Source organism: Rhizobium sp. BR 249, assembly GCF_047445895.1.
Lineage (GTDB): Bacteria > Pseudomonadota > Alphaproteobacteria > Rhizobiales > Rhizobiaceae > Rhizobium.
Map to the genome: position 1 here is coordinate 14009 of NZ_JARWKX010000040.1, position 23825 is coordinate 37833.

At 62.5% G+C, this 23825-nt stretch carries 25 protein-coding genes and 1 tRNA gene; 14 read left to right on the plus strand and 12 right to left on the minus strand.

All coding sequences use genetic code 11. The features are described 5' to 3' along the window. Positions 1 to 30 precede the first annotated feature (30 nt). Both QD408_RS25725 and QD408_RS25730 read right to left on the minus strand, forming a co-directional pair. A complete protein-coding gene (locus tag QD408_RS25725) occupies positions 31 to 399 on the minus strand; it encodes a DUF4087 domain-containing protein (RefSeq protein WP_414141228.1) in 369 nt (122 codons plus the stop codon). A gap of 19 nt (positions 400 to 418) precedes the next feature. Then, on the minus strand, positions 419 to 877 hold the full coding sequence (locus QD408_RS25730; RefSeq protein WP_414141229.1) for a hypothetical protein: 459 nt from the start codon (positions 875 to 877) through the stop codon (positions 419 to 421). A gap of 171 nt (positions 878 to 1048) precedes the next feature. On the opposite strand from QD408_RS25730, the gene QD408_RS25735 reads away from it, so the two are divergent. Together QD408_RS25735 and ilvC are read left to right on the plus strand one after the other, a co-directional pair. Beyond that, positions 1049 to 1714, plus strand: coding sequence for a TetR/AcrR family transcriptional regulator (locus QD408_RS25735; protein WP_414141230.1), 666 nt, complete (start codon positions 1049 to 1051; stop codon positions 1712 to 1714). A gap of 49 nt (positions 1715 to 1763) precedes the next feature. Continuing rightward, the gene (ilvC, locus tag QD408_RS25740) at positions 1764 to 2783 is read left to right on the plus strand and encodes a ketol-acid reductoisomerase (protein WP_088683296.1); all 1020 of its coding nucleotides are present in this window, start codon (positions 1764 to 1766) and stop codon (positions 2781 to 2783) included. Between the two features lie 242 nt (positions 2784 to 3025). Here the strand turns inward: ilvC and QD408_RS25745 are convergent, their stop codons facing one another. After that, complete coding sequence (locus tag QD408_RS25745) at positions 3026 to 3952, minus strand: MYG1 family protein (protein WP_414141231.1); 927 nt, start codon at positions 3950 to 3952, stop codon at positions 3026 to 3028. 196 nt (positions 3953 to 4148) lie between these two features. Here QD408_RS25745 and QD408_RS25750 point away from each other — a divergent pair, with 196 nt between their 5' ends. After that, a complete protein-coding gene (locus QD408_RS25750; protein WP_088683298.1) occupies positions 4149 to 4994 on the plus strand; it encodes a glycosyltransferase family 25 protein in 846 nt (281 codons plus the stop codon). On the opposite strand, the gene QD408_RS25755 is transcribed toward QD408_RS25750, so the two are convergent. Both QD408_RS25755 and QD408_RS25760 read right to left on the minus strand, forming a co-directional pair. Continuing rightward, positions 4918 to 6315 (minus strand): ATP-binding protein, encoded by a 1398-nt coding sequence (locus QD408_RS25755; protein WP_414141232.1) that lies wholly within the window; start codon positions 6313 to 6315, stop codon positions 4918 to 4920. The genes QD408_RS25750 and QD408_RS25755 overlap by 77 nt on opposite strands. After that, complete coding sequence (locus QD408_RS25760) at positions 6302 to 6979, minus strand: winged helix-turn-helix domain-containing protein (RefSeq protein ID WP_414141233.1); 678 nt, start codon at positions 6977 to 6979, stop codon at positions 6302 to 6304. Before QD408_RS25760 ends, QD408_RS25755 begins: the two co-directional genes overlap by 14 nt. 229 nt (positions 6980 to 7208) lie before the next feature. Between QD408_RS25760 and QD408_RS25765 the strand changes: the two genes are divergently transcribed. Further along, positions 7209 to 8708: a WG repeat-containing protein gene (locus QD408_RS25765; protein ID WP_414141234.1), complete on the plus strand. Its 1500-nt coding sequence runs from the start codon at positions 7209 to 7211 to the stop codon at positions 8706 to 8708. 23 nt (positions 8709 to 8731) lie between these two features. Here QD408_RS25765 and QD408_RS25770 read toward each other — a convergent pair whose 3' ends face one another. The 6 genes from QD408_RS25770 to QD408_RS25795 form a co-directional block, all read right to left on the minus strand. Next, positions 8732 to 9319 carry a class I SAM-dependent methyltransferase gene (locus tag QD408_RS25770; RefSeq protein ID WP_414141235.1) on the minus strand — a complete coding sequence of 196 codons (588 nt, stop codon included), beginning with the start codon at positions 9317 to 9319 and terminating at the stop codon, positions 8732 to 8734. Next, complete coding sequence (locus tag QD408_RS25775; protein WP_088683303.1) at positions 9309 to 9644, minus strand: type II toxin-antitoxin system RelE/ParE family toxin; 336 nt, start codon at positions 9642 to 9644, stop codon at positions 9309 to 9311. The genes QD408_RS25770 and QD408_RS25775 overlap by 11 nt, the downstream gene beginning before the upstream one ends. Further along, positions 9628 to 9879, minus strand: coding sequence for a type II toxin-antitoxin system ParD family antitoxin (locus QD408_RS25780; protein ID WP_088683304.1), 252 nt, complete (start codon positions 9877 to 9879; stop codon positions 9628 to 9630). The genes QD408_RS25775 and QD408_RS25780 overlap by 17 nt, the downstream gene beginning before the upstream one ends. Positions 9880 to 9961: 82 nt before the next feature. Then, positions 9962 to 10339, minus strand: coding sequence for a type II toxin-antitoxin system VapC family toxin (locus QD408_RS25785; protein ID WP_414141236.1), 378 nt, complete (start codon positions 10337 to 10339; stop codon positions 9962 to 9964). Continuing rightward, complete coding sequence (locus QD408_RS25790; protein WP_414141237.1) at positions 10339 to 10548, minus strand: AbrB/MazE/SpoVT family DNA-binding domain-containing protein; 210 nt, start codon at positions 10546 to 10548, stop codon at positions 10339 to 10341. Before QD408_RS25790 ends, QD408_RS25785 begins: the two co-directional genes overlap by 1 nt. A gap of 131 nt (positions 10549 to 10679) precedes the next feature. Further along, positions 10680 to 11780, minus strand: a complete 1101-nt coding sequence (locus tag QD408_RS25795; protein ID WP_414141238.1) for a branched-chain amino acid aminotransferase — start codon at positions 11778 to 11780, stop codon at positions 10680 to 10682. Positions 11781 to 12077: 297 nt separating this feature from the next. Here QD408_RS25795 and QD408_RS25800 point away from each other — a divergent pair, with 297 nt between their 5' ends. Next, a complete protein-coding gene (locus QD408_RS25800) occupies positions 12078 to 13298 on the plus strand; it encodes a PLP-dependent aminotransferase family protein (RefSeq protein WP_414141239.1) in 1221 nt (406 codons plus the stop codon). Between the two features lie 494 nt (positions 13299 to 13792). Here the strand turns inward: QD408_RS25800 and QD408_RS25805 are convergent, their stop codons facing one another. Then, positions 13793 to 14851: an aldo/keto reductase gene (locus tag QD408_RS25805; RefSeq protein ID WP_414141240.1), complete on the minus strand. Its 1059-nt coding sequence runs from the start codon at positions 14849 to 14851 to the stop codon at positions 13793 to 13795. Between the two features lie 148 nt (positions 14852 to 14999). On the opposite strand from QD408_RS25805, the gene QD408_RS25810 reads away from it, so the two are divergent. From QD408_RS25810 to QD408_RS25850, 9 genes are all read left to right on the plus strand, one after another. Beyond that, positions 15000 to 15977 (plus strand): ABC transporter substrate-binding protein, encoded by a 978-nt coding sequence (locus QD408_RS25810; protein WP_414141241.1) that lies wholly within the window; start codon positions 15000 to 15002, stop codon positions 15975 to 15977. A 7-nt stretch (positions 15978 to 15984) separates the two neighbouring features. Then, positions 15985 to 17679 (plus strand): ABC transporter permease, encoded by a 1695-nt coding sequence (locus QD408_RS25815; RefSeq protein WP_414141242.1) that lies wholly within the window; start codon positions 15985 to 15987, stop codon positions 17677 to 17679. Beyond that, positions 17667 to 18686 carry an ABC transporter ATP-binding protein gene (locus QD408_RS25820; protein ID WP_414141243.1) on the plus strand — a complete coding sequence of 340 codons (1020 nt, stop codon included), beginning with the start codon at positions 17667 to 17669 and terminating at the stop codon, positions 18684 to 18686. Before QD408_RS25815 ends, QD408_RS25820 begins: the two co-directional genes overlap by 13 nt. A 466-nt stretch (positions 18687 to 19152) precedes the next feature. Next, positions 19153 to 20262 carry an endonuclease/exonuclease/phosphatase family protein gene (locus QD408_RS25825; protein ID WP_414141244.1) on the plus strand — a complete coding sequence of 370 codons (1110 nt, stop codon included), beginning with the start codon at positions 19153 to 19155 and terminating at the stop codon, positions 20260 to 20262. Between the two features lie 8 nt (positions 20263 to 20270). Further along, positions 20271 to 21041, plus strand: coding sequence for an NUDIX hydrolase (locus QD408_RS25830; protein WP_414141245.1), 771 nt, complete (start codon positions 20271 to 20273; stop codon positions 21039 to 21041). A gap of 252 nt (positions 21042 to 21293) precedes the next feature. Then, a complete protein-coding gene (locus QD408_RS25835; RefSeq protein ID WP_088683311.1) occupies positions 21294 to 22205 on the plus strand; it encodes a PhzF family phenazine biosynthesis protein in 912 nt (303 codons plus the stop codon). Positions 22206 to 22430: 225 nt separating this feature from the next. Next, positions 22431 to 22506, plus strand: a tRNA-Lys gene (locus QD408_RS25840). 141 nt (positions 22507 to 22647) lie between these two features. Beyond that, positions 22648 to 22947, plus strand: a complete 300-nt coding sequence (locus QD408_RS25845; RefSeq protein ID WP_414141246.1) for a hypothetical protein — start codon at positions 22648 to 22650, stop codon at positions 22945 to 22947. A 232-nt stretch (positions 22948 to 23179) separates the two neighbouring features. Next, the gene (locus QD408_RS25850; protein ID WP_088683313.1) at positions 23180 to 23482 is read left to right on the plus strand and encodes a hypothetical protein; all 303 of its coding nucleotides are present in this window, start codon (positions 23180 to 23182) and stop codon (positions 23480 to 23482) included. Positions 23483 to 23825 lie beyond the last annotated feature (343 nt).

Sequence of the window (23825 nt, forward strand, 5' to 3'; positions counted from 1 at the left end):
GCGAAAACGCCGTACTTCTCGCGACCTGTTTCAATAGCCGGGTGATTTCAGCGCCTTGTCATTTTGGCATTTGGCGAGCGCCAACTGGCGGAAGGAGAGGATTTTCGTGATGCGCTCCTTGCCGTCGGTCTCCACGCTCATGCAGGCGCAGGCATAGCCGTAGCTGCCGTTGGTCCTGACGTAATCGTGCTCGGAGATGTCGGGGATCAGCTCCATGCCTTCCACCGCGTCGGCGTCCTCGCCCTGCGTCATGATCGTCCACATGTTGTCGGCATCCTGCAGCCACCAGTTGGCCGGCGTCGGATTTTCGATCCAGCCGCAGCGGGTCTCCGCGGCCCGCGCACCGGCTGCGGCGGCAAGGGCTGCGGTCATGAGCGCAGCGGCTATCCGGTGTTTCATGGCATCTTCCCCCGGCGGCTCAATTGTTGATCGCGATGATCGCCCAATGGCTTTCCTCGCAGGCATTGTCGTCGCAGACCGCACTCATCCAGACGGCGCCGTTCGCCAGCATGACGCCTTCGCTGCTGACGAAGAGATCCTGATATTGCTGGCGCCCGACGGCGCGGCGGGTCTCCGATGTGACCAGATCGTCGAAATTATCGACAAAATCCTCGGCATTCTCGATGTCGTAGGTCTCGCCGTTCGCCTTGACGGTCAGCGGATATTCGGCAAGGCCGGCGATGGTCTCGGCATCGCCCGCGCGCATCGCCTGGACGAGCTGGCGCAGCGGCCGGTCGAAGCCCGCGGCATCGCCATGCAGCTCCTCGATGCGGTTATAGACCTCGTTTTCCGATTGCGCGAAGGCGCGGCCGGGAAGGGGCGTCGTTGCCAGGAGCATCGCTCCGGCGAGCAGAAGGGCAGCAGAAAGACGCGACATGGAAGGCTCCCCGGCAATGGCGTTCTCTGACACTATGCAATCCCGGTGGGCGCGCGCCTATCCCATTCTGGTGCGGCGCCGACCTTTCCCGTATAAAAATCTGCCGGGCCTGCTTGACGGGCCGGTCGGTTTGCCGCATAAAGCTCACGAACCGTACCGTACGGTACGTATATGGGAGCCTTGACCGTGTCCGTCGATACCGCAGAGCCGAGCGAATTCTCGCCGCGCCAGAACGCCGTTCTGGAGCAGGCGCTGCGGCTGCTCGTCGATGGCGGCGAGAAGGCGCTGACGACCTCGGGTGTGGCGCGCGCCGCCAATTGCTCGAAGGAAAGCCTCTACAAGTGGTTCGGCGACCGCGATGGTTTGCTGTCTGCGATGATCGCCTATCAGGCGAGCAAGGTGCGCACCTTCGAACGCAACGGCGAACGGCTGACGGCGACGAGCCTGCACGACCATGTCGTCATCTTCGCGCGGGACCTGCTGGAGGTTCTGGCCGGCGACGTCTCGCTGGCGCTGAACCGGCTGGCCATCGGCCAGTCTCATCGCGACGGCTCCAAGCTCGGCAAGCTCTTGCTCGAACGCGGCCGCCGCCAGATCGACCGGCGCGCCATGGCGCTGATCGATGCCGGCAAAAGGGCAGGGCTGCTGCGCTTTGCCGATGCGGACGAAGCCTATCATACGCTTTACGGCCTTGTCGTTTCCGACCTGCATGTGCGCATGCTGCTCGGCGAACCCGGCCTCAAGGATACCGCGCGCCAGGCGGAGAGGGCGGTCACCGCCTTCCTCCGGCTTTACGGCACGGACAAGGTTCTGGCGGAGATGCCGGTTCTCGGCTGATCCGCTTTCATGACAGTCAACACGACAAGCAAAAGGGAAGGAACTTCAAATGCGCGTCTATTACGATCGTGATGCCGATCTCAACCTCATCAAGGCCAAGAAGGTCGCCGTCATCGGTTACGGTTCGCAGGGCCGTGCCCATGCGCTGAACCTCAAGGACAGCGGCGCCCAGAACCTCGTCATCGCACTCAAGGCCGGTTCGCCCACCGTCAAGAAGGCCGAAGCCGATGGCTTCAAGGTCATGACCGTTGCCGAAGCTGCCGGCTGGGCCGACCTGATGATGATGGCGACCCCGGACGAGCTGCAGGCCGAAATCTACAAGGCCGATATCGCTGCCAACATCCGCGACGGCGCTGCCATCGCCTTCGCCCACGGCCTCAACGTTCACTTCGGCCTGATCGAGCCGAAGGCCAGCGTCGACGTCGTCATGATCGCGCCGAAGGGCCCGGGCCACACGGTTCGCGGCGAATACCAGAAGGGCGGCGGCGTTCCCTGCCTCGTCGCCGTTCACCAGAACGCTTCCGGCAATGCGCTTGAACTCGCTCTCTCCTACGCCTGCGGTGTGGGCGGCGGCCGTTCGGGCATCATCGAAACCAACTTCCGCGAAGAGTGCGAAACCGACCTCTTCGGCGAACAGGTCGTTCTCTGCGGCGGTCTCGTCGAGCTCATCCGCGCCGGTTTCGAAACGCTGACCGAAGCTGGCTACGCTCCTGAGATGGCCTATTTCGAATGCCTGCACGAAGTAAAGCTGATCGTCGACCTGATCTATGAAGGTGGCATCGCCAACATGAACTACTCGATCTCCAACACGGCCGAGTGGGGCGAATACGTCACGGGTCCGCGCATCATCACCGAAGAAACCAAGGCCGAGATGAAGCGCGTCCTCAAGGACATCCAGACCGGCAAGTTCACCTCCGAGTGGATGCAGGAATACAAGTCGGGCGCCGCCCGCTTCAAGGGCATCCGCCGCGTCAACGACAGCCACCAGATCGAGGAAGTCGGCGCGAAGCTCCGCGGCATGATGCCCTGGATCGGCAAGAACAAGCTGGTCGACAAGAGCGTGAACTAAGCTGTTTCGCTTGAAATAAAATGAGGAGGCCGGGGCGAAAGCTCCGGCCTCTTTTTTTTGACAGGCTTGCTTTCTACTCAGCGTCATCCTCGGCCTTGTGCCGAGGATCTGCTGCCCTATCGACCGGAAGCAGATGCTCGGGACAAGCCCGAGCATGACGGAGGGTTTGTTGGCCGACCTGCCATAAATCTACCGCCTGGCGAAAGCTCCGGCCTCTTTCTCTTTGGCGTCGGCGGCCGCTATCAAGCCTTCCCGATGGAGACGGCCTCCGCAACGGCAAGCTCGGCCATGGCAAGCGCTGCCTCGCGGGTCCTGGCGGCGGCGATGAAGCGGCCGTTGTGGCAGAAGCTTGCGCCATCGACGCCGCAGGCCGCTTCCAGCTCGCCATTGGTGAGGCCCGCCCAGGCGGCCGGCAGATCCGCTCTCAGCTCGAAACCTTCGTCGGCGCGGCGGATGCCGGTCACGCACCAATCCCTATCGCGCGGGTGGACGACGAAGAGCAGGTGATCGGCGCCCGCCTTCACGATGGCAGGGCGGAAGGGCATGCCCATCGGCAGTTCGAGCACGCGTCCTTCGCCCGTATTCAGGATCGCCTGATGCACGATGGCTTCGGCCCGCAATTTTGCGGCGCTCTGGGCGATCTTCGCCTCGACGAAGCTCCGGGCGACGGCAAGGGCGGCGTGAAAAGCGCGGTCGTCGGCCTCGGGATGGCGATCGTCGAAAACCGGCTTCAAGGTTTCCAGCAGGGCAGGCAGGGTGAGGCCGGCGAGCGGCCCGGAGGGGCTGAGCGCGCCGTTGTCCGTCAGGTCGACCGGCAGTACGAAGCTCGCATCGAAGGAGGCATGCACCGCTTCGATATGCTCTTCGGGAAGGCCTGCCGCCGCCAGATAATCGCGGCCGTAGTGCTTCCAGATCAGTCCGAACGAGCTGTAGGGCTGGCCGTCTTCCCTGAGCGGCGCGCCGCGCTGATGGTGATCGAAGATTCCCGCCTCGGCATCATAGGCGCCGCCGACATCATAGATGATGCGGTCTTTGCCAGGGCCGATCCATTCCGGCGCGCGGCTGCGGACGATGCGCGCCTGCGGAAAAAGCCGGGTCAGGATGACGCTCGACAGCAATTCGTCGGCATGGAAGCCACCGGAATGGGTGACGAGGAATTCTGGGATCATGGAAGCTGTGGCCTTGTCGTTTGCGGAGGACCCGCTTGGGTTTGCCTGAGATAGCCGTTGTGAGACGCCATCTCAACCGGTCATTCGTGGCAGGAGACGGCGCGCTTTACGAAATTGTATAGTTCGGGCGAAGTCCCTGTGAGTTTTCGGGCGCAGGTTTGGTGCCGTCGTAGCCACCAAGTCGAGGCCAGCTCTCATGAACATGCGCGCCACAGCCGCTGCCATCGTTTCGGCAGTCCATCCCATCAGCCTGCGGATCAATACCTACCTCATCAATCTCGACCGGGCAGAGCTCCGCAGGTTTCGCATGGAGCGCCTGCTTGCGGAGAGCGGTATTGCCTTCGAGCGGGTGGCGGCCGTCGATGGCGCCGGCATTGCCCTGCCGCGCCGCGATTTCGACGGGCAATCCTATCTGCGCAGGCACGGGCGCAGACCGAATCCTTTCGAGATCGGCTGCTATCTCAGCCATGTCGAGTGCGCGAGGAGGTTCCTCGCCAGCGAGGGCGAATTCGCTCTCATTCTCGAAGACGATCTCGATTTCGACGACGACTTCGCCGAGGTGCTTGCCGCGGCCGTCGAGCACAGCGGTTCCTGGGATGTATTGCGTCTTTCCACAGTGAACTCAGGGCGCAAGCATCGGGTGGAGCCGCTCACCGCATCCCGCTCGTTGGCGATCGCGCTCACCCGCGAGAAGGGATCGGGCGCTTATCTCATCAATCGCAAGGCCGCAGGTTGGATTGCCGATGCGCTCGTTCCCATGCGGCTGCCCTATGATCTCGCGCTCGATCTGGAATTCGACGAGGGGCTGCAGGCCTGTTTCGTCGATCCGGTTCCGGTGAGCCAGCGGGCGGATGCGCATTCCCAGATACAGGCAGGGCTCTCGACCTACCGCCTTGGCCGCCGCCGGCCGTGGAGCGTCCTGCCGTATCGCGCGGCGGCTGAAGTGCGCCGGTTCGCGGCTCGCTTCAGCCGACTGGCGGGGTGGAGGATGAGAGGCTGGAAAGATGCGCCTGCAGCAGCGGGAAGCCTATCGAAACGGTGAGGCCCGGACGGTTGTCGCCCATGGCGATCTCCGCCGCGTGCAGGTCGGCAACCGCTTTGACCAGGCTGAGGCCAAGACCGCTTCCCGTCGTCGTCCGGCTCTTGTCGAGGCGATAGAGGCGCCGGAAAACCTTGTCGCGCTCCTCGGCGGGGATGCCCGGGCCGCTGTCGGCAACCGACAGGATGGCGCGATTGTCCCGTCGCCGAAGGGAGAGCGTGATGACCGTTCCGGCGGGGCAGTGATTGATGGCGTTCTCCACCAGATTGGCGATCATCTGCGTCAGCAGATCACGGTCGCCCCAGACCAGCGCAGAGCAGCGCTCCGCGATCGCCAGAGACTGGCCGGCATCTTCGGCGACGTCGGCATAGACTTCGGAGATGACCGCGAGCACATCGTCGATATCGGTCGCCTGGAAACGCTCCTTGCGGGCGCCGGCCTCGATCTGGGAAATGCGCAGAAGTGCGGCGAAGGTGGCGTTGATCCGGTCGCTCTCGTTTCTGGCTTCGTCGAGAAGAGCGGAAATGTCGAGCTGCCGGTCGTTTCGCTCTGCTGCGGCATCGAGCGTCAGGCGCAGCCTGTTGAGCGGCGTCTTCAGATCGTGGGCGATATCCGCGCTGACCTGCCGCATGCTCTCGACCAATGTCTGCAGCCGTTCCAGGGCGGCGTTGATCTGGATCGCCACCGTATCGAGATCGTCGCCGTTTCCGGTGATCGGAATGCGGGCCTGGAGCGCGCCGTGGGCGACGTCGTTCATGGTGTTGGCAACCCTGTCCAGCCTCGCCTGGGCGCGGAACGCCAGAAAGACGCCGCCGCCGATGGCGGTCGCGACAGCGATTGCGGCGGCCCATTCGAAGCTGACCAGGACGATGCGCAGCATCTCTTCGACGTCGTTGAAGTTTTCGGCGACGACGAGCGTATAGGGCCCGATCGTCGAGACCTGCATGCGGTAGCGTTCATGCCCCTTCAGCCCGACGTCGCGCGAGGTGACGGTATAGACGCCGTTCGGGATGCGGGGTGCTGCGAAATTGCCGGCAAGCTTGCGCCCGCCCGCATCCATCAGCGAGTAAAGCCCATCGGAGGTCGACTGGAAGCTCGCATAATTGTTCAGCGTATCGATGAGATCCTCGGTGTCGTGCGGCTGGTAGGCGGAGGCGATCAGCGAATTCATCTCGTGGAGCGATTGTTCCAGGTCGCGCTCCAGGCCGACGCGCAGCATGTGATACATGATCGCGCCGCTGAAGATGAAGGTGACGACGAAGAGCACGCCGAAGGTGACGGCAAGCCGGAACGGCGTGCTCCTGCGCAGCTTAGCGAGGCGCATGCAGGCTGTATCCGGTGTTGCGGATCGTGTGGAGAAGCGGTGTCTCGAACGGCTTGTCGATCTTCGCCCGCAGCCGGCTGACATGGGTCTCCACCACGCTGGTCTTCGGATCGAAGTGAAAGTCCCAGACCCGCTCCAGCAGCATGGTCTTGGTGATGACCCGGCCTTCGCCGCGCATCAGCACCTCGAGCAGGGTAAATTCGCGCGGCTGCAACTCGATGCTCTGCCCGGCGCGGCGGGCCTCGCGGCGGATGAGATCGAGCTCGAGATCGGCAACCTTCAGCACGGTCTTCTGCTCCTGCACCGGCGGCCGGCGGCCGAGCGCGTTGACGCGGGCCAGAAGCTCGGAGAAGGCGAAGGGTTTGGTGAGATAATCGTCACCGCCCGCTTCCAGCCCCTCGACGCGGTCGTCCACCCCGCCGATCGACGTCAGAAACAGCGCCGGCGTGCCGATCCTGGCGGCGCGAAGCGAGCGGATGATGGCAAGGCCATCGAGACCGGGAAGCATGCGATCGACGACGATGACGTCATAGGCTTCCCGCTGCGCCTGAAACAGGCTGTCGCGGCCATCGGCGAACACGTCGCAGACATGGCCTGCCTCGGAAAAGCCCTTGGAGACATAGTCCGACGTCTTGGCGTCATCCTCGATAAGCAGGATTTTCATCAGCCCGATCGTTCCCGCACGTGTGAGGGTAAAATCTAGCCGAGGGCATGCCCCTGCCACAACATACGGATTGGTAAGGTTGGGCGGCGTCACCGCGAGGCCGGCCGGCGCACGATTGAGCGGGCGAATTGCCGTCATCTAAACGTCCAATTTGAGCGGATATCTTGCTGCAATCATAACTTGTCCGGTGTCATCCTGCCGGAACGATCCCGACTTCGCCGGAGGCAGAATGAAGTGGTGCTTGGAAAGCATAATACGGTCGGGCGCCCGGCTGCTTGTTCTGCTCATGCTCCCGGTGTTGTTGCATTCGCCCGCTCATGCGTTGGACGACTTGCCCGATGACTATACGTTCGTTCCGCGTTGCGGCGGAATTTACGATTTATGCGGTTACGCGCATCGCCAGGACGAACATGAGTTGATCCCGAAGCGGTACGAACGGGTCACGATGTTCTCCGAAGGGCTGGCCGCCGTGCGCATCGACGGCCTTTTCGGCTACATCGATAAGACCGGCAAGGTCGTCATCGAACCGCGCTTCGATCTGGCCGGCCCCTTTCATGAGGGATTTGCAGAAATACTCGTGGGCCAGAAGACGGGTGTCATCGCGAGAAACGGCGATATCGTGCTGCAGCCGCAATTCAAGCGCTCAATCCCGCTGAACGATGACATTATCGTGGTGCAGAATGGCATCTATGGTTCGTCCATGGATTCCGAGCTCGCGGTTTTGGGGGCGGCGTTCAGCCTATACGGTGTGCCTGTGTCACGCGGCACATGGGGCTTGTATCAGTTGGGCAAAGGGTGGCTGACTGCTGACAGCTATCAATTCAAGGCCTTTGATGGACCATATCTCTGGGCTCGCGATATGAGCGCTGAGAAACCTCTCTTCGGCGTGATGGGGATAGACGGCAAATGGCTGGTGCAGCCGGCATTCGATGCCGTCCAGGGCCTGCAGGAAGGCCGGGCCGTGGTATCCGTCAATGTCGGGGAGCGCCAGAGGCCGCGTCTGCTCAGCGGGGCTGTCGACGCCGAGGGAAAAGTCGTCATTCCTCTTCGATATGACGGGTTGAGCTTCTGGGCTAAGGGCTATTCGGTCGTGCGGCTCAACGGGCGGGAGGGCTTCATGGACATCAGAGGCGGCCTTCTGGGAGGCAGGTTCTTCGATAAGGTCGAGCGCGACCTTGAACAAAATCCCTTTAAAGTGCTTCTCGACGGGCAGTGGTTCGGCATCAGTCGCGACGGAAGTCTCGGAGAAGTCCCCGTCGATGTTCTGAAGGAGAAACTGGCCCGTGCAGGCCGGACGAGCGAAGCTCCTAAACCGCTGAAAAACACCCAATGCGATAATGGTGTTTCGATCGTGTCCAGAGACAGCCTATGGGGTCTGGAAGGACCGGATGGACACATTCTCATCGAGCCGAAATACGAAGCAATCTCGTGTTTTCACAAGGGGGTTGCGTGGGTTCCTGATTCAGACCGACGGCTCTGGTGCCCGGTCGGACCGGACGGAAAAGTTCGCAGCAAGCCCGATTGCCGCACGACTTACTACGCCGTGGATTCCCCACATTACTATCCGGAGGAATTCGATTCCGATCCTTTCAGGAGCAGCTTGCTGTGGATGCAGGCCTTCCTGAAGCATGGTTTGGATCCCAGACATCAGCCGCCACGATTGATGGGGGGAAAGCAAGATATCAAGCCGTTCTTTGTTAACTGCGGCGATCGCAGCCCCTGCGAATAAGATCATTTTGCCGCTTCTGTTCTTCACCGTCTTGCGCTGACCGTCAGCCAGCGGGTCGGCTTGCCGTCAAAGCCGCCGCCGTCGCGTTCGCCGATGGCGATATCGCGCCAGCCGCCTTTCGTCAGCAGGTCCGACAGCCAGTCGGCGGAGGGGTAGTTGTAGTAGCGCCCGAGGCCGTCATGGCCCTCGGCGTCTCCGGCCTTGAAAGTGGCGTGGAGCAGGCCGCCCGGTCTGAGCGCGCGGCGGATGCGGGCGAAGACGTCGGGCAGTTCGGGCCGGGGGACATGGAGGAGGCTGGCATGCGCCCAGGCGCCGTCATAGGCGTTTTCGGCGTCGAGATCCTGGAACAGCATGACCTTCACGGGCCTGCCGATCCGTGCCTCGGCCTGCCTTGCGAGTTCGGCCGAGCCGTCGGTCGGCGTCACGTCGAAGCCTTGCGAGAGCATATAGGCGCTGTCCTGCCCGCCGCCGCAGCCGAGTTCGAGGATTGCGGCGCCAGGTGCGAGCCTTGCCAGGAAGGCGTCGAGCTCGTCTTTCGGCAGGTCACGGGTCCGGTTGGCGTAAATCTCGGCGTTTTCCCTGTAGAAGGCGGAGGTGGTCTCATTGGGCATGCGGCTTCTGCGATCCTGATCGTCGGGCGGATTGAAGGTGTCTATCGGGAAGCCGGTCGGCGCCGATAATGTCGAGGACGAGAATGCCGTCCGGTATTTCGCGGTAGAAGGCGACGTGGCGCATGTGAAGGAGGCGGCGAAGGCCGGCGCCGAGTTCGTCGCATCGGTCTCCCATCGAAGGCGCGCGCGAGAGAAGCACGAAGATCCTGTCCCAGTCGAGAAGATAGGCGTCGGCCTGCGCCTCGCCGAAATGCAGATTGGCATATTCGTCGATGCCTGACAGCACGGCGTCCGCCGTTTGGGTCAGCCTATAGGTAGGTATCACGCAGCTTTGCCTTCGTTTCCAACAGGATATCGGGAATGCGCCGGTCGCTGACGCCGCTTTCCTCGGCTTCTCTTAGAATGTCGCGCAGTTCTTCGTCGTCGAGTTTTCGATGGTCCTGGTCCTTGACGATCAGCTCGGCCAGGAATGCGTCGGCACTGTCGTATCTGCCGCTTGCGACACGGCGCGCGACGTAATCCGCCAGATCATCCGGTAGCGAGATCGTCATTTTCGCCATTGAATTTAGCACCATCCGCACATGCCCCATCTTGTGATAGAGGCGTTGCGGCCCGCCGTCGAGCACTTGGGTCACATGCGGGTCAGTCTTTTTTGTCGATATAGACGACGCGCTCCAGGCCCTTGAAATGGGCATCGCATGTCAGGATATCGGCATTGTGGCGCTCCGCCGTCGCATAGATGATCGCATCGGCGGTGGCGAGCTTCAAAGCTGCGGATATTTCGGCGGCGCGGCGGGCGAGCACCGTGTCGAGGGGAACCACAATGCATCTGGCGGTATAGGCGATGAAGCCGTCGACGGCTTCGTCGTCCTTTTCGCGCGCCAGCCATTTGGAAAGCTCGAGCTGGACGATCGTCGGGACGATACATTGGTCGCGTGGCGGGATTTCAGCCGCCAGCCGGTTTCCCGCCGCACTTTTCGTCAGCCATTCCACCCATGCGGAACTGTCGACGACACGCATCAGAAGCGATCGTTTCGATCGCGGTAGTTTTTCTTGTCCGCACCCTCGGCCATGCCGTGAAGGTCGGCAAGGGTGGGAACCGGCATCAGCAGCACGCCTTTGCCTTTCGGTATGAATACGAATTCCTGACCCGCCGACCAATGCTGCTCATCGCGCACTTCCTTCGGAATGGAAATCTGGAATTTTGAAGAAAGGGTTGCTGTCGCCATTCTTACTGCTCTCCTTCGATGGAGAAAGTGTAAGAATTCAGTCGAAATCGGTCAATAGCGGGCAGGCGAGGCCGAGAGCGGCGCCCACCATGCCGGTGTCGACGCCGCCATTTGCGTGGAAGGTCTGGAGGTCAGGTCGTGATGAGGCGCGTCCAGCCGTGCTCATCGTTCGTCACGCCCTTCTGCAGGCCGACGAGCTGCTGGCGCAGGTCGCTGGTCAGCTTGCCGGTCTGCCCGTCTCCGACCAGAAACTCGCCGCCGGCATGCCGAACCAGGCCGATGCCTGCGAGCACCGCGGCAGTGCCGCAAGCGAAGGCTTCGACGAGCCTGCCGCTGGCGGCATCCTCCTGCCATTCCGCGAAGGAGTAGGAACGCTGCTCGACGCGCAGGCCCCGTTCTTCTGCGAGCACGATGACGGAAGCGCGGGTGATGCCTGGCAGGATCGTGCCGCCGAGCGGCGGGGTCACGACCGATCCATCGTTCATCACGAAGAAGACGTTCATGCCGCCGAGTTCTTCGACCCAGCGATGCTCCGCGGCATCCAGAAAGACGACCTGATCGCAGCCCTTCTTCGAGGCTTCGGCTTGCGCCACGAGGCTGGCGGCATAGTTTCCGCCGCATTTCGCAGCGCCGGTGCCGCCGCTGGCCGCACGGGTATATTCGGTCTCGACCCAAAGGGAGACGGCCTTCGCGCCGCCCTTGAAGTAGGCGCCGACCGGAGAGGCGATGATGCAGAAGATATATTCCTGAGCCGGACGAACCCCGAGAAACGCCTCGTTGGCGAACATGAAGGGGCGGAGGTAAAGGCTGGCGTCGCCGGACGGTATCCAGTTCTTATCGACCCGGACCAGCTCTTCGACGGCCTTCAGGAAAAGCTCTTCCGGTACCTCAGGCATCGCCATGCGGGCTGCCGACTGCGCGAAGCGGCGGGCGTTTTCTTCCGGCCGGAAGAGCAGGATGCGGCCGTCGTCGGCCTTGTAGGCCTTCATGCCTTCGAAGATTTCCTGGGCGTAGTGCAGCACGGCGCTTGCCGGATCGAGTTCCAGCGGGCGGCGCGGCGTCACCTTCGCATCGTGCCAGCCCTTGTCGGCCGTCCAGCGCGCCAGCACCATATGATCGGTGAAGATCTTGCCGAAGCCGGGTGTTTCCAGTGCCTTGATGCGATCGGCGTCGGGGACGGGAGACTTGTGGAATTCGATTGTGATTTCAGGAGAGGTCGACGTCGCGGTCATGCTGGCACCTTGATAGTCCATTGAATAATGGGCGGCACACTACTTCCCCCGGGCCGGTTTTGGAAAGGTCTGAATCGGCCGGTTTCGGCTTTTTGATTGGAGGAATAATCGCTCGAAGCGGCGAGGCAACGGGCAGGGCATTTGCGTGAAACCTCCGACGTCTGCCCAATCGGCACGGGCTTTCGAATGCCGGGTCCTCCAAACTTTGTCGCAGTGACAAGAAAATAGGTCAGCATTGTTGACATAAATTTTCCCGCGTGATCAGCTGCGGATATTAGAAAATAAGAGGAAACATCCATGCTGAACTGGGACGCAATGTTTGCGACGCGCTCGTCGCGCATGCGCGCTTCGGAAATCCGCGAGCTGCTGAAGCTGCTCGACCGGCCCGATATCATCTCCTTTGCCGGCGGCATTCCGGACCCGGCGCTGTTTCCGGACCAGGAATTCAAGCAGGCCTATGCCGATATCTTCTCGGGCGCCGCCGTCAATTCGGCGCTGCAATATTCGGTGAGCGAAGGTTACAAGCCGCTGCGCGAATGGCTGGCCGGGCAGATGGCGGCCCTCGGCATTCCCTGCGATCTCGAAAACGTCTTCATCGTCTCCGGCTCGCAGCAGGGGCTCGATTATCTCGGCAAACTCTTCCTGTCGCCTGGTGATACGGCGCTCGTGACCTGGCCGACCTATCTCGGCGCGCTGCAGGCTTTCAATGCCTATGAGCCGGCCTATGACCAGCTGACGCCGGGCGGCAACCGTACGCCGGAATCCTATCGCGCCGCCGCGGCCGCTGCCGGCGGCAAGGTGAAGTTCGCCTATCTCTCCACCGATTTCTCCAATCCCACGGGCGAAACCGTCGATCTCGCCGGCCGCAAGCGGGTGCTGGCGCTCGCCGAAGAGCTCGATATTGCCGTCATCGAGGATGCGGCCTACCAGTCGCTGCGTTACGACGGTGAGCCGATCCCGCCGATCCTGGCGCTCGAAATCGCCGAGAAGGGCCATATCAACGATACGCGCACGATCTATTGCGGCAGCTTTTCCAAGACGCTGGCCCCCGGCCTTCGCGTCGGCTTCATCGTCGCCAACGCGCCCGTCATCCGCAAGCTGGTGCTGATGAAGCAGGCGGCCGACCTGCACTCCTCGACGATCAACCAGATGGCGATATCGGATGTCGCCGTGCGCGGCTTCGACAAGCAGGTCGCCAAGATCAAGGCCGTATACAGCCACCGCCGCGACTGCATGCTGGCGGCGCTGGAAAAGTACATGCCTGAGGGCACGAGCTGGACGAAGCCGGAAGGCGGCATGTTCATCTGGATCACCTTGCCGGAAGGCATGGACGGCGCCAGGCTTTTGGCAAAATCCCTCGAAACCGCCAAGGTCGCCTTCGTCCCCGGCAAAGCCTTCTTCGCCGACGGCTCCGGCGCCAACACCTTCCGCGTCAGCTTCTCCTGCGCGAATGAGCAGATGATCGAGGATGGGATTGGTCGGTTGGGGAGGTTGATTGCTGAGGAGATTGGTGGGTGAGGGCGAGAGGCTGCCACGATTCCCTTCTCCCCAGCGGGGAGAAGATGCCGGCAGGCAGATGAGGGGGTGAGCAGCAAAGCTGCGAATGCGCTGAGCGTAAGCGAAGGGCAACAATGACCGGCGTGCCGTGCAGCCCCCTCATCCGACCCTACGGGCCACCGACCGGGGTTGAGCCACGGGTCTCAACCCGTCCTTCGGACCCCCGCTGGGGAGAAGAGGGAATCGAGACGTCGCCGCAGGTCCCTTCTCCCCAGCGGGGAGAAGATGCCGGCAGGCAGATGAGGGGGCTGCACGGCACGCCCTCTCATTCTTCATTCCTGTGACGCGCACAGCCGGAACGCCCTTCAAAGAATCGTCGTCCAGCCCTCGTTCGCTGTCTCGCTCTTGCCGTAGCCGACGCGGTCGGCGACGGCGCCGTCGGTGTTGCGCAGAAGCCGCCGGCTCTTTTGTGACGCCTGTCTTCCGCCGTGCAATGGCCGGCTTGCAGGCCGGCGCTATTGCTGGACGTGCGGGCCGAAAAGTTCGAGGTCGGCTTCGCCGAGCCTGTCGCTCGCCGTGTTCAGCTGGTGCCAGTAGGGATAGATCACCGGTGGCAGGCTGACGGCGTCGAGGCGGTTGCGTTCGTCTTCCGAGAGCTTCAGGTCTGCGGCGGCGATGTTGTCGCGGAACTGGGCTTCGGTGCGCCCGCCGATGATGACCGAGGTAACCGCCTTGCGGCCGATCAGCCAGGCAAGCGCAACTCGAGCCGCCGAAACGCCGCGCTCCTCACCGATCGCCACCAGCGTCTCGACGATGTTCCAGAGGCGGTTTTCGTCGCGGATCGGCGGCTCCGTCCAGCCGGCGAACTGGCGCGTGCCTTCGGGGGCGGCCTGGTTGCGGCGGTGCTTGCCGGAAAGCAGGCCGCCGGCGAGCGGGCTCCAGACCAGCACGCCGAGGCCCTGGTCGATCGAGATCGGCAGCAGTTCGTATTCGGCCTCGCGGGCTTCCAGCGTATAGTGGATCTGCTGGCTGACGAAGCGCTGGTAGCGGTGCTCGTTGGCAAGCCCGAGCGCCTTCATGATGTGCCAGCCGGAATAGTTCGAGCAGCCGACATAACGCACCTTGCCCTGCCGGATCAGCGTGTCGAGCGCTTCCATCGTCTCTTCGAGCGGCGTCTGGCCGTCCCATTCATGCACCTGGTAGAGGTCGATGACATCGGTCCTCAGGCGCTTCAGGCTCGCCTCGCATTCGCGGATCAGATGGTAGCGCGAAAGGCCGCGGTCGTTCGGGCCGTCGCCCATGCCGAAGCGGGCCTTGGTGGCGAGAAGCACGCCCTGCGGCCGCTTTCCCGCGAGCGCCTCGCCGATGATGTTTTCGCATTCGCCTGAGGAATAGACGTTGGCGGTGTCGATGAGGTTGATGCCGGCATCGATGCAGATGTCGATCATCTTCTTCGCCTCGGAGACGCCGAGATCGCCGACCATCTTCGCCCAGCCGACGCCGCCGAAGGTCATCGTGCCCATGGTCAAAGTCGAAACTTTCAGGCCGGAGCGGCCGAGCAGACGATATTCCATTGAAACTCCTCCTTGATTGAAATGCGATTGACGTAATGCATAGCGGGGGAATGGCAAGAGCCTGAAGACCCCGCCGCTGCCACCTGTCACATGCCTGTCAACGACCCCTAATAAGGGAGGGGTGACGCAATTCCCGAGGGTCACACTCATGAAAACGATCGTTTCCGCCGCAGCGCTTCTCGCCGCGAGCCTCCTTGCCGTTCCGGCTTCGGCCGCAAACCTCGTTCTCTATACCAGCCAGCCGAACGAAGACGCGCAGGCGACGGTCGATGGCTTCATGGCCGCCAATCCCGATATCAAGGTCGACTGGGTGCGCGACGGTACGCCGAAGATCATTGCCAAGCTGCAGGCCGAGATCCAGGCCGGCAATCCGGTCGCCGATGTTCTCCTGATCGCCGACATGGTGACTCTGGAGCGCTTGAAGGAAGACGGCAAGCTGCTCGCCTACAAGTCGCCGGAAGCTGCGCAATACGATGCCAGCCTCTATGACGCCGAGGGCTATTATTACTCGACCAAGCTGATCACGACAGGCATCATGTATAACACCTCGGCGGCGATGAAGCCGACGAGCTGGAAGGATCTGACCAAGCCGGAGGCCAAGGGCCTCGTCACCATGCCGAGCCCGCTCGCTTCGGGTGCCGCGCTCATCCACGCCCAGACGCTCGCCGCCGTTCCCGGCCTCGGCTGGGATTTCTACAAGGCGCTCGCCGAAAACGGCGCGATCGCCGCCGGCGGCAACGGCGCCGTGCTGAAGTCGGTCGCCTCGGGCGAAAAGGCTTACGGCATGGTCGTCGATTACCTGCCGATCCGCGAGAAGGCCAAGGGTGCCCCCGTCGAATTCGTCTTCCCGAGCGAAGGCGTCTCGGCCGTCACCGAGCCGGTCGGCATCCTCGCCAGCAGCAAAAATGCCGATGCCGCCAAGAAGTTCGTCGATTACGTGCTTTCGGAAAAGGGCCAGGAAGGCTTCCTCAAGCTCGGCTATATCCCGGCCCGCAACGGCATGAAGCTGCCGGAAGGTTTCCCGGCGCGCGACACCATCAAGGTACTGCCGATCAAGGCGGCCGAAGCTTTGAAGAATACCGACCAGGATCTGAAGACCTTCTCGGGCATTTACGGCTCGAACTGATCCTTTCATGCAAGGATATGTGAGACCGGGAAACAGCCAGCCCGCCTGGCTGTTTCCCTTTATCGTCATCGTGGTTCTTATCCTCAGCGTGCTGCCGCTCGCCCGCCTCGCCATGGTCGGGATCGCGGCTTTCGCCAGCGGCGGCGTCATCGATGTGCTCAGCGAACCGTCGCTCTGGCAGGCCACCTATTACACCATCGTCACCGCGGTTTTGGGCACGATCGTCTCGCTTGCCATCGGGTGCCTCTTCGCCTTCCTGCTGACGCTGACCGATCTTCCGGGAAAAGGCCCGCTCAGCTTCTTCTTCGTGCTGCCGATGATGATCCCGCCGCAGGTGACCGCGCTCGCCTGGGTGCAGATGTCGGGGCCGTCGAGCCCGCTGCTAAAGGCGCTGCATATCGCGCCGCCGCTGGGCTCGCCGCAGCCGCTTTATTCGGTTGCTGGCATCGCGCTGCTCTATGGCGTGCAGCATGCGCCGCTCGTCTATCTCGCGCTGCGGGCCGGGCTGATGACGCTGCCGCGCGACGGCGTCGAAGCGGCGCGGCTTTCCGGCGCTTCCAGCCTGCGCGTGTTCCGCGATATCATCCTGCCGCTGTCGCTGCCCGGCATCATCGCGGGAGCGGCGATCTCCTTCGTCTCCAGCACCGGCAATTTCGGCATCCCTGCCATTCTCGGCATTCCCGCCTCGATCTACACGCTGCCGACCTTGATCTTCACTAAATTCTCGGCCTTCACCAGCCGCACCTTCGGCGATGTCGCCGTACTTTCAGCCATCATCGCCATGATCTCGGTCGCAGGCTTGATGATCCAGGACCGGGCGCTCAGAGGCCGCGACTACCGCGTCATCGGCCTGTCGGGCGCGAGCGCCGCCTTCGAGCTCGGCGCCTGGCGCTTCCTTGCCATGCCGCTCCTCTCCGCCATCCTGTTCTTCATGCTGGCGGCCCCCTTCTTCGCGCTCGTCGCTGGCGCGCTGGTGCCGGCCTATGGCGTGCCGCTGACTTTCAAGACCATGTCGCTGCATGCCTTCCAGGAGATCCTGTTCCGGCAGGCGGTGACGCGCACGGCCTTTATCAATTCGCTGTCGCTGGCCGGCGCCACCGCACTCGGCCTCCTCGTCGTGACGGTGCTTGCGGCGTATGCGCTGACGCGGCGGAGAGATGCCGTCTCCCGCATCGTTTCCAGCCTGATCGAGATACCCTATTCGCTGCCCGGCATCGTCATGGCGGTCTCCTTCATCCTGGTCTTCGCAGCACCGATCCCCTTCCTGCATGTCTCGCTCTACGGCACGATCTGGATCATCCTGATCGCCTATTTCTCCTCCTTCTTCGCCGTCAGCCTGAAGCCCGTCGTCAGCGCCTTCCACCAGCTCGATCCGGCGCTGGAGGAAGCGGCGCGGCTTTCCGGCGCCGGCTTCTTCCGCAGGCTTTTCGATATCATCGTGCCGCTGATCGCACCCGCCGCCGGCGCTTCCGTCATCCTCGTCTTCCTCATCGCCTGCAACGAGCTGACGATCTCGGCGCTGCTCTGGTCGGCCGGCACCCAGACGCTCGGCGTCGCGATCTACAATCTCGATGACAGCGGCAGTTCCGACCTTGCCTCGGCGCTGTCAGTCCTCGTCGTCCTCATGGTCGTCGTCATGATGCTGCTTCTGGAACTTCTGGCCAAACGCCTGCCGAAAGGGGTCGTCCCATGGCGAAGCTGATCCTCAATCGTGTGGCCAAGGATTTCGGCACCGGGCGCGCCGCCGTCAGTGACTTCTCGCTCGACGTGCGCGAGGGCGGTTTCCTGGCGCTGCTCGGGCCTTCCGGCTGCGGCAAGACGACGGTTCTGCGCATGATCGCCGGTTTCGAGACGCCCTCCGACGGCTCGATCCATCTCGGCGAACGACTGCTCGCCGATGCCGCCCAGTCGCTGCCGCCGGAGAAGCGCAACATGGCGATGGTCTTCCAGTCCTATGCGCTCTGGCCGCATATGAGTGTGGCGGACAATGTCGGCTATCCCCTCAAGGTGCGCGGCATCTCGGGCGAGGCCTACCGGGCGAAGGTGCGTGAGGCGCTCTCCACCGTCCGGCTCGCCGACTATGCCGGCCGGCGGCCGGCCGATCTCTCCGGTGGCCAGCGCCAGCGCGTGGCGCTCGCCCGCTGCCTGGTGACATCGCCCGACGTCGTGCTGCTCGACGAGCCGCTCGCCAATCTCGACCGGCACCTGAAGCAGGAGATGGAGGAAACCTTCCGCGAGTTCCACCAGCGCTCGGGTGCGACGATGATCTACGTCACCCACGACCAGAGCGAGGCGATGGCGCTCGCGACCGACGTCGCCGTCATGTCCGAAGGGCGCCTGCTGCAGGTGGCGGCGCCTGCCGAGATCTATGCCCGGCCGGAAGGGCGCATCGTCGGCGGGCTGATCGGGCGCGGCGCGATCGTCACGCTGCCTGTCATGGGCGGCGAACGCCATCTGGAGTGGGACGAACTGCAGGATGCGCTGCAGGCGGCCAATACCGATGGCGCCGATATCCTCGTGCGGCCGGAGGATGTGATCATCAGCGGCGAGGGCACCCGCGCGACCGTCGAATCCGTGCTTTTCGAGGGCGAGCGCTACGCCGTCAAGCTGACGCTCGGCAATGGCCAGACATTGCGCGCCTATAGCCGCGTCGCGGTCGAGGCTGGCGAGACGGTGCGCGTGGTCATCCGCGCGGGCTGGCGGCTTTGATGGGTCGAGAGTCGGCGTCTGCAATGATCGCAATTGAAGCTCGGCAATACAGGTTGAAAATTGGCCGAATCTTCTTTCGAATCACCATAAAGTTGAATAATTCTTCGTGCGTTAATCCATCATTGAGGGACATATTCATATGCCAATTTCAGTAAAGCGTATTCGATCCGTTTTCGTGCTTTCGGCGGTTCTTTTGGGCGCAGCAAGCGTTCTCCAGGGATGCCCGTCTTTGGAGCGGGGCGAACGAACCCAGACCTTTAGCCCAAATGATTTATACCGCGGTTCGAGCAACAGGAGCTCGTCGAGCAGTCCTGATGGCGGTCACAGCCAACCTCACGATAACGCCACCTCAAGCCCGCCCAGCCATATCTAGGCGCAGACGGCACCTGTCATCATATTTCTCGGCTTGCGGTCTTTCCCTGCGGCGATTGCCGGTTAAGGTACTGCCCGCAACCGGACTCATTCCATGTCGCTTCGCCTCGCCACCTTCAACGTCGAAAACCTGCTGACCCGTTTCGATTTCACCGGCTTCCGCAACCAGCTGCGCCAGGACCGTGTCATCAAGCTTTTCGAGGTCAATAGCGAGGGCGTCTACCAGCAGCTCGAGCAGGCGCGCGTGATCGCGGCGACCGACGACACCAGGCAGATGACGGCGCTGGCGATTGCAGATGCGGATGCCGATATTCTCTGCCTGCAGGAAATCGACAATATGGCCGCCCTGCATGCCTTCGAATACGGTTATCTCTTCCGCATGGTCGGAAACGGCTACCGGCAGAAATTCCTGGTGGAAGGCAATGACAGCCGCGGCATCGATGTCGCCGTCCTGATGCGCGAGGAAACGCGCGACGGCCAAAAGATCGAGCTTCGGGATATCAGAAGCCATGCGATGACGACCTATCGCGATTTCGATCTCTTCGACGAGGAACTGGCGCTCACCAGCCGCATCGACGACAAGATCTTCAAGCGCGATTGCCTGGAGCTCGATCTCCTGATCGGCGGCCGGCCGCTTTCGCTCTATGTCGTGCATTTCAAATCGATGGGCAATCCGCGCGACGGGCTCGACGGGCGCCAGTCGACCATGCCGATCCGCCGGGCCGAGGCGCGGGCCGTGCGCCGCATCATCGAGGATCGCTTCGGGGCCGGCCACACAGCCTCGAAGAGCTTCGCCATCTGCGGCGACATGAACGATTATCAGGAGCGCGTCGACGTCATCGGCCGGCGCGGCGCCGGCTATCGTTTCGAACATCAGCAAGAGGCCGAAAGTGCGCTTGACGTCTTCAGCCGCGACGGCTTTGCCGAAAACGTCGTGCGCCGCCGCGAGGCCCTCGACCGCTGGACGCTCTATCACTCTCGCGGGCCGCAGGAGCAGTGGCTCTGCCAGCTCGACTATCTCTGGCTTTCGCCGGCACTCGCCGCCCATAATGCCGGCCGCCTGCCTGAAATCATCCGCAGCGGCCAGCCCTATCGCACCATCTTCCCGCCGGGGCAGGAGGTGGAGCGTTATCCCCGCACCGGTTGGGACCGGCCGAAGGCCTCCGACCATTGCCCCGTCGTCATGACACTGGATCTCCCCTGAAAGCGACCATGAAAACCAATTTGAGCTTGAATATTCCGGGCACCGATTTTTCCGACGATTTCGCCGGCTGGCCGCCCGAGAGCACCGTCTTCCCGATCGCCGGCGTCGATCTCCGCGTCCTGCCCGGCACGCATCCTTTCGTCGCCGCCGAGGAGACTGACATCCGCGAGAACTGGGCGAAGGAGAAGGCCGCCAATCCGGCATTGTTCGACGGGCGCCTGGTGTTCCAGCAGCGGCTGTCGCTCAGCCGGGAGGGGATTTCCGGAGAGGGTTACGTCACTCCGTTTTCCGCCTTCATGTACTGGCGCCGCCAGCCGCAGCGCCAGGGCGGCATCCACATCTTCGCCTATCCCGTGCTGGAAAGCGCCGACGGCGCGCTTGTGGCGATCCGCATGGGCGCGCACACGGCCAATGCCGGCCAGGTCTATTTCGCCGCCGGCTCGCTGGAGGCGGAGGACATCGTCGACGGGCGCTGCGACATCGAGGCCAACATGCGCCGCGAGGTCCACGAGGAGACCGGCCTCGATCTTTCCGATGCCGTGGCGGGGCAGGGGCTCTATGCCAGCCACGCCAACCGCACGGTGACGCTGATGCGCCTCTTCCGCTTCGACCTGACGGCGGACGAGATGGTGAAGCGGATCGAGGCCCACATGCTGGTCGCCGAAGACAAGGAAATCGCCGGTGCCGTGGCGATCCGCTCGGCCGATCACGCGGCCTATCCGTATAACCGGGCGATGCTGCCGGTGATTGATTGGTATTTTGGGAATAAGGGCATGTAGGGTGCGGCCATCGGAGGCGGGTGGGTTAGCACCGGCATGCCGTGCGGCACCCCCCTCTCCCCCTTCCGCTGACACGCTCTTCGAGCGCTCCCCGAAAAACAAAAAATCGATTTTCATTAAGCATCACGCACAAATTCAAGACCGCCGGCGCCTCCCGCCGGACATGCGTTGTTGTTACTGGACTTAGCGCCTTGCACTCGGCCGCTCGGTCGGGCAGGTTGACGGCGCGATGATCGATTCAAGGAGGCCGATGTGGCGCGAAGCTACAGCGTCTATGACGTGTTCACCGATCGAAAGCTTGCCGGCAATCCGCTGGCGGTGATCTTCGACGGAGACGATCTCAGCGACGAGGCGATGCAGGCGATTACCCGGGAGATCAATCTCTCGGAGACGGTTTTCGTGCAGCCTTCGAGCAATCCCGCCTATGCGGCCAGGATCAGGATTTTCACGCCGGGGCGCGAATTGCCGTTTGCCGGCCATCCGACGGTCGGCACGGCGATTGCGCTCGCCGAACGCACGCATGGCGACGTCAACCGCGATCTCGTCACCGTCATCGAGGAAAATGTCGGGCCGGTGCGCTGCGCCGTGCGGCTCAGGGAAGGCGAGGCTAGCTTTGCCGAATTCGATCTGCCGCGCAAATCGCAGCAGGCCGTCATGCCGCTCGACAAGCTCGGCATGGCCGACGCGCTGTCGCTGAAGGTGACGGAGATCGGCTTCGAAAATCACGTGCCCTCGGTCTGGACCGCCGGCGTGCCCTTCCTGCTCATTCCGGTGCATGATGTCGGCGCCGCGCAGCGGGTCGATTTCGATCCGCAGCTCTGGGAAAAGATCGTGCCCTTCGTCGACGGCGCGCTCGCCTCGGCCTATGTCTATTGCCGCGGCGGCGTCAACCACGTGGCGAAGTTCCATGCGCGCATGTTCGCAAGCGGCATGGGCATCGTCGAGGACCCGGCGACCGGCGCGGCCGCGGCCGCACTCTCCGGCGCCATCCACCATTTCGACCGGCTGACGGACGGGCACCACCCGATCATGATCGAGCAGGGCGTCGAGATGGACCGGCCGTCCTTCATCCACCTGCATATCGATGTCGACGGCGGGGTGATCTCCAACGCCCGGATCGGCGGCCAGGCGGTGCGGCTGGCAAGCGGCACGCTCGACCTTTGATTTGATGGAACGTGCTTAGCGCATCCGTCAGGCCAAGCACGCTCTATCACTTTGAATCGGCGCATAATCCTTTCCGAAAACCGGTTCCGGTTTTGGGGCTCATGCGCCGCATTTCACCCATCCGCAAAAATCTTTGAGATTAACCAAAGAATTTTCGCCGATGCGCTGGACAAGCCTGCCGATCCTGTTTATACGCCCCGTCACACCGCGCAGCCAAGCGCGAACGGGTGATTAGCTCAGTTGGTAGAGCAGCTGACTCTTAATCAGCGGGTCGTAGGTTCGAGCCCTACATCACCCACCATTCTTCCTGAAATCATTGATATATTTTGGTTCAGGCCGGATTTTCCGGCCTGTTGGAAATTGCTCCGGAAACGGGCGATGTGATTGACACTGGTCGCATCGCGCTGCGCGCTCTATCTCCCTCTCTCAAACGGGGAGTTCCATGAAAAGCGTCATCGTTGCCGTCGCCTTGTCGCTGCTGCCATTACCGGCTTTTGCCGCCGGGGTGATGGAAGTCAAAGCGAACGCATATAGCTGCGGCGAGATTGCGCAGATCATCCGTCAGAATAAGAAGGTCTTCGTTCGCGTCGGGTTCGGCGGGCGCAGCTTTCGTTATCCGCCGGCGCAATGCGGCCCGGGCGACAAGCGCAGTACGGGCAGTTTTCGCGATGCTGGGGGAAAGCAGTGCGTTCTCGATTACGCCTGTGTCTACGACCCGGCGTCGCTCTATAATTTCCCCTGATGCACTGCGCGTTGAAGCTGATGCCGCTTTGAATCCTGCGGTTGAAAATTTCTATTTTGGCGTCTTGACTCCTCGGTGATTTGGAACAAAATAAGAACATACTTGATGAGGAACGAATGACCTAAATATACCGGGGGATTAGGGAAATCGTGGGCGAGGCGGCTATCGGGTCGTTCCCGCGCCGGCCGTAGCCGCGATGCCTGACATCGGTCTCTCATATCAGGAGTTGTGTATGAAATGCGTCGTTATGGTTCTTGCGTTGCTGCTGCCGTCGGCAGTCCTTGCCGCCGAGACCGTGGAGGTCAATGCCAGGGACCACAGCTGCGCGGAGCTCAGGCGCGTCATCCAGCAGGAGAAGCGGGTGTTCGTGCGCATGGGCTTCGGCGGCCGCAGCTTCCGCTATCCGCCGGCGAGATGCAATCTGGGGGACAAGTACGACACGGCAAGGGTGAGAGATGCAGACGGCAAGATCTGCATCCTCGACCATGAGTGCGTCTACGACCCTCAGTCCTTCTATAACAGAATTCCCAATTAGAGCATGTCGCGCAAAAGTGTGCGGCGGTTGTCTAATCGCATTGCCTTAGTCAAGGCTGTTTTGTCATCAGGCATCGACGCCGCTTTTGGGGACGGCGTAGCGAGGTGGATTCGAATGTTTGGGCGATGTTGTCTTCAAAGCTGTCCAGCGCCGGGAGCAGGGTTGTCTGCGCGGTCGGCACACGGCCGCCGCATGATGGGTCTTCGCAGGCAGGACCTTCCTATGTTTTGCGCGCAGTCTCGATGAGCTGCAGCCGCGACAGCGGAATGATCCGACCCACGCCCGCAGCTGGGACGCTCAGGGCCTCAAATGAGGTTTGACGCGCTGAGGGAGGGGGCCGACA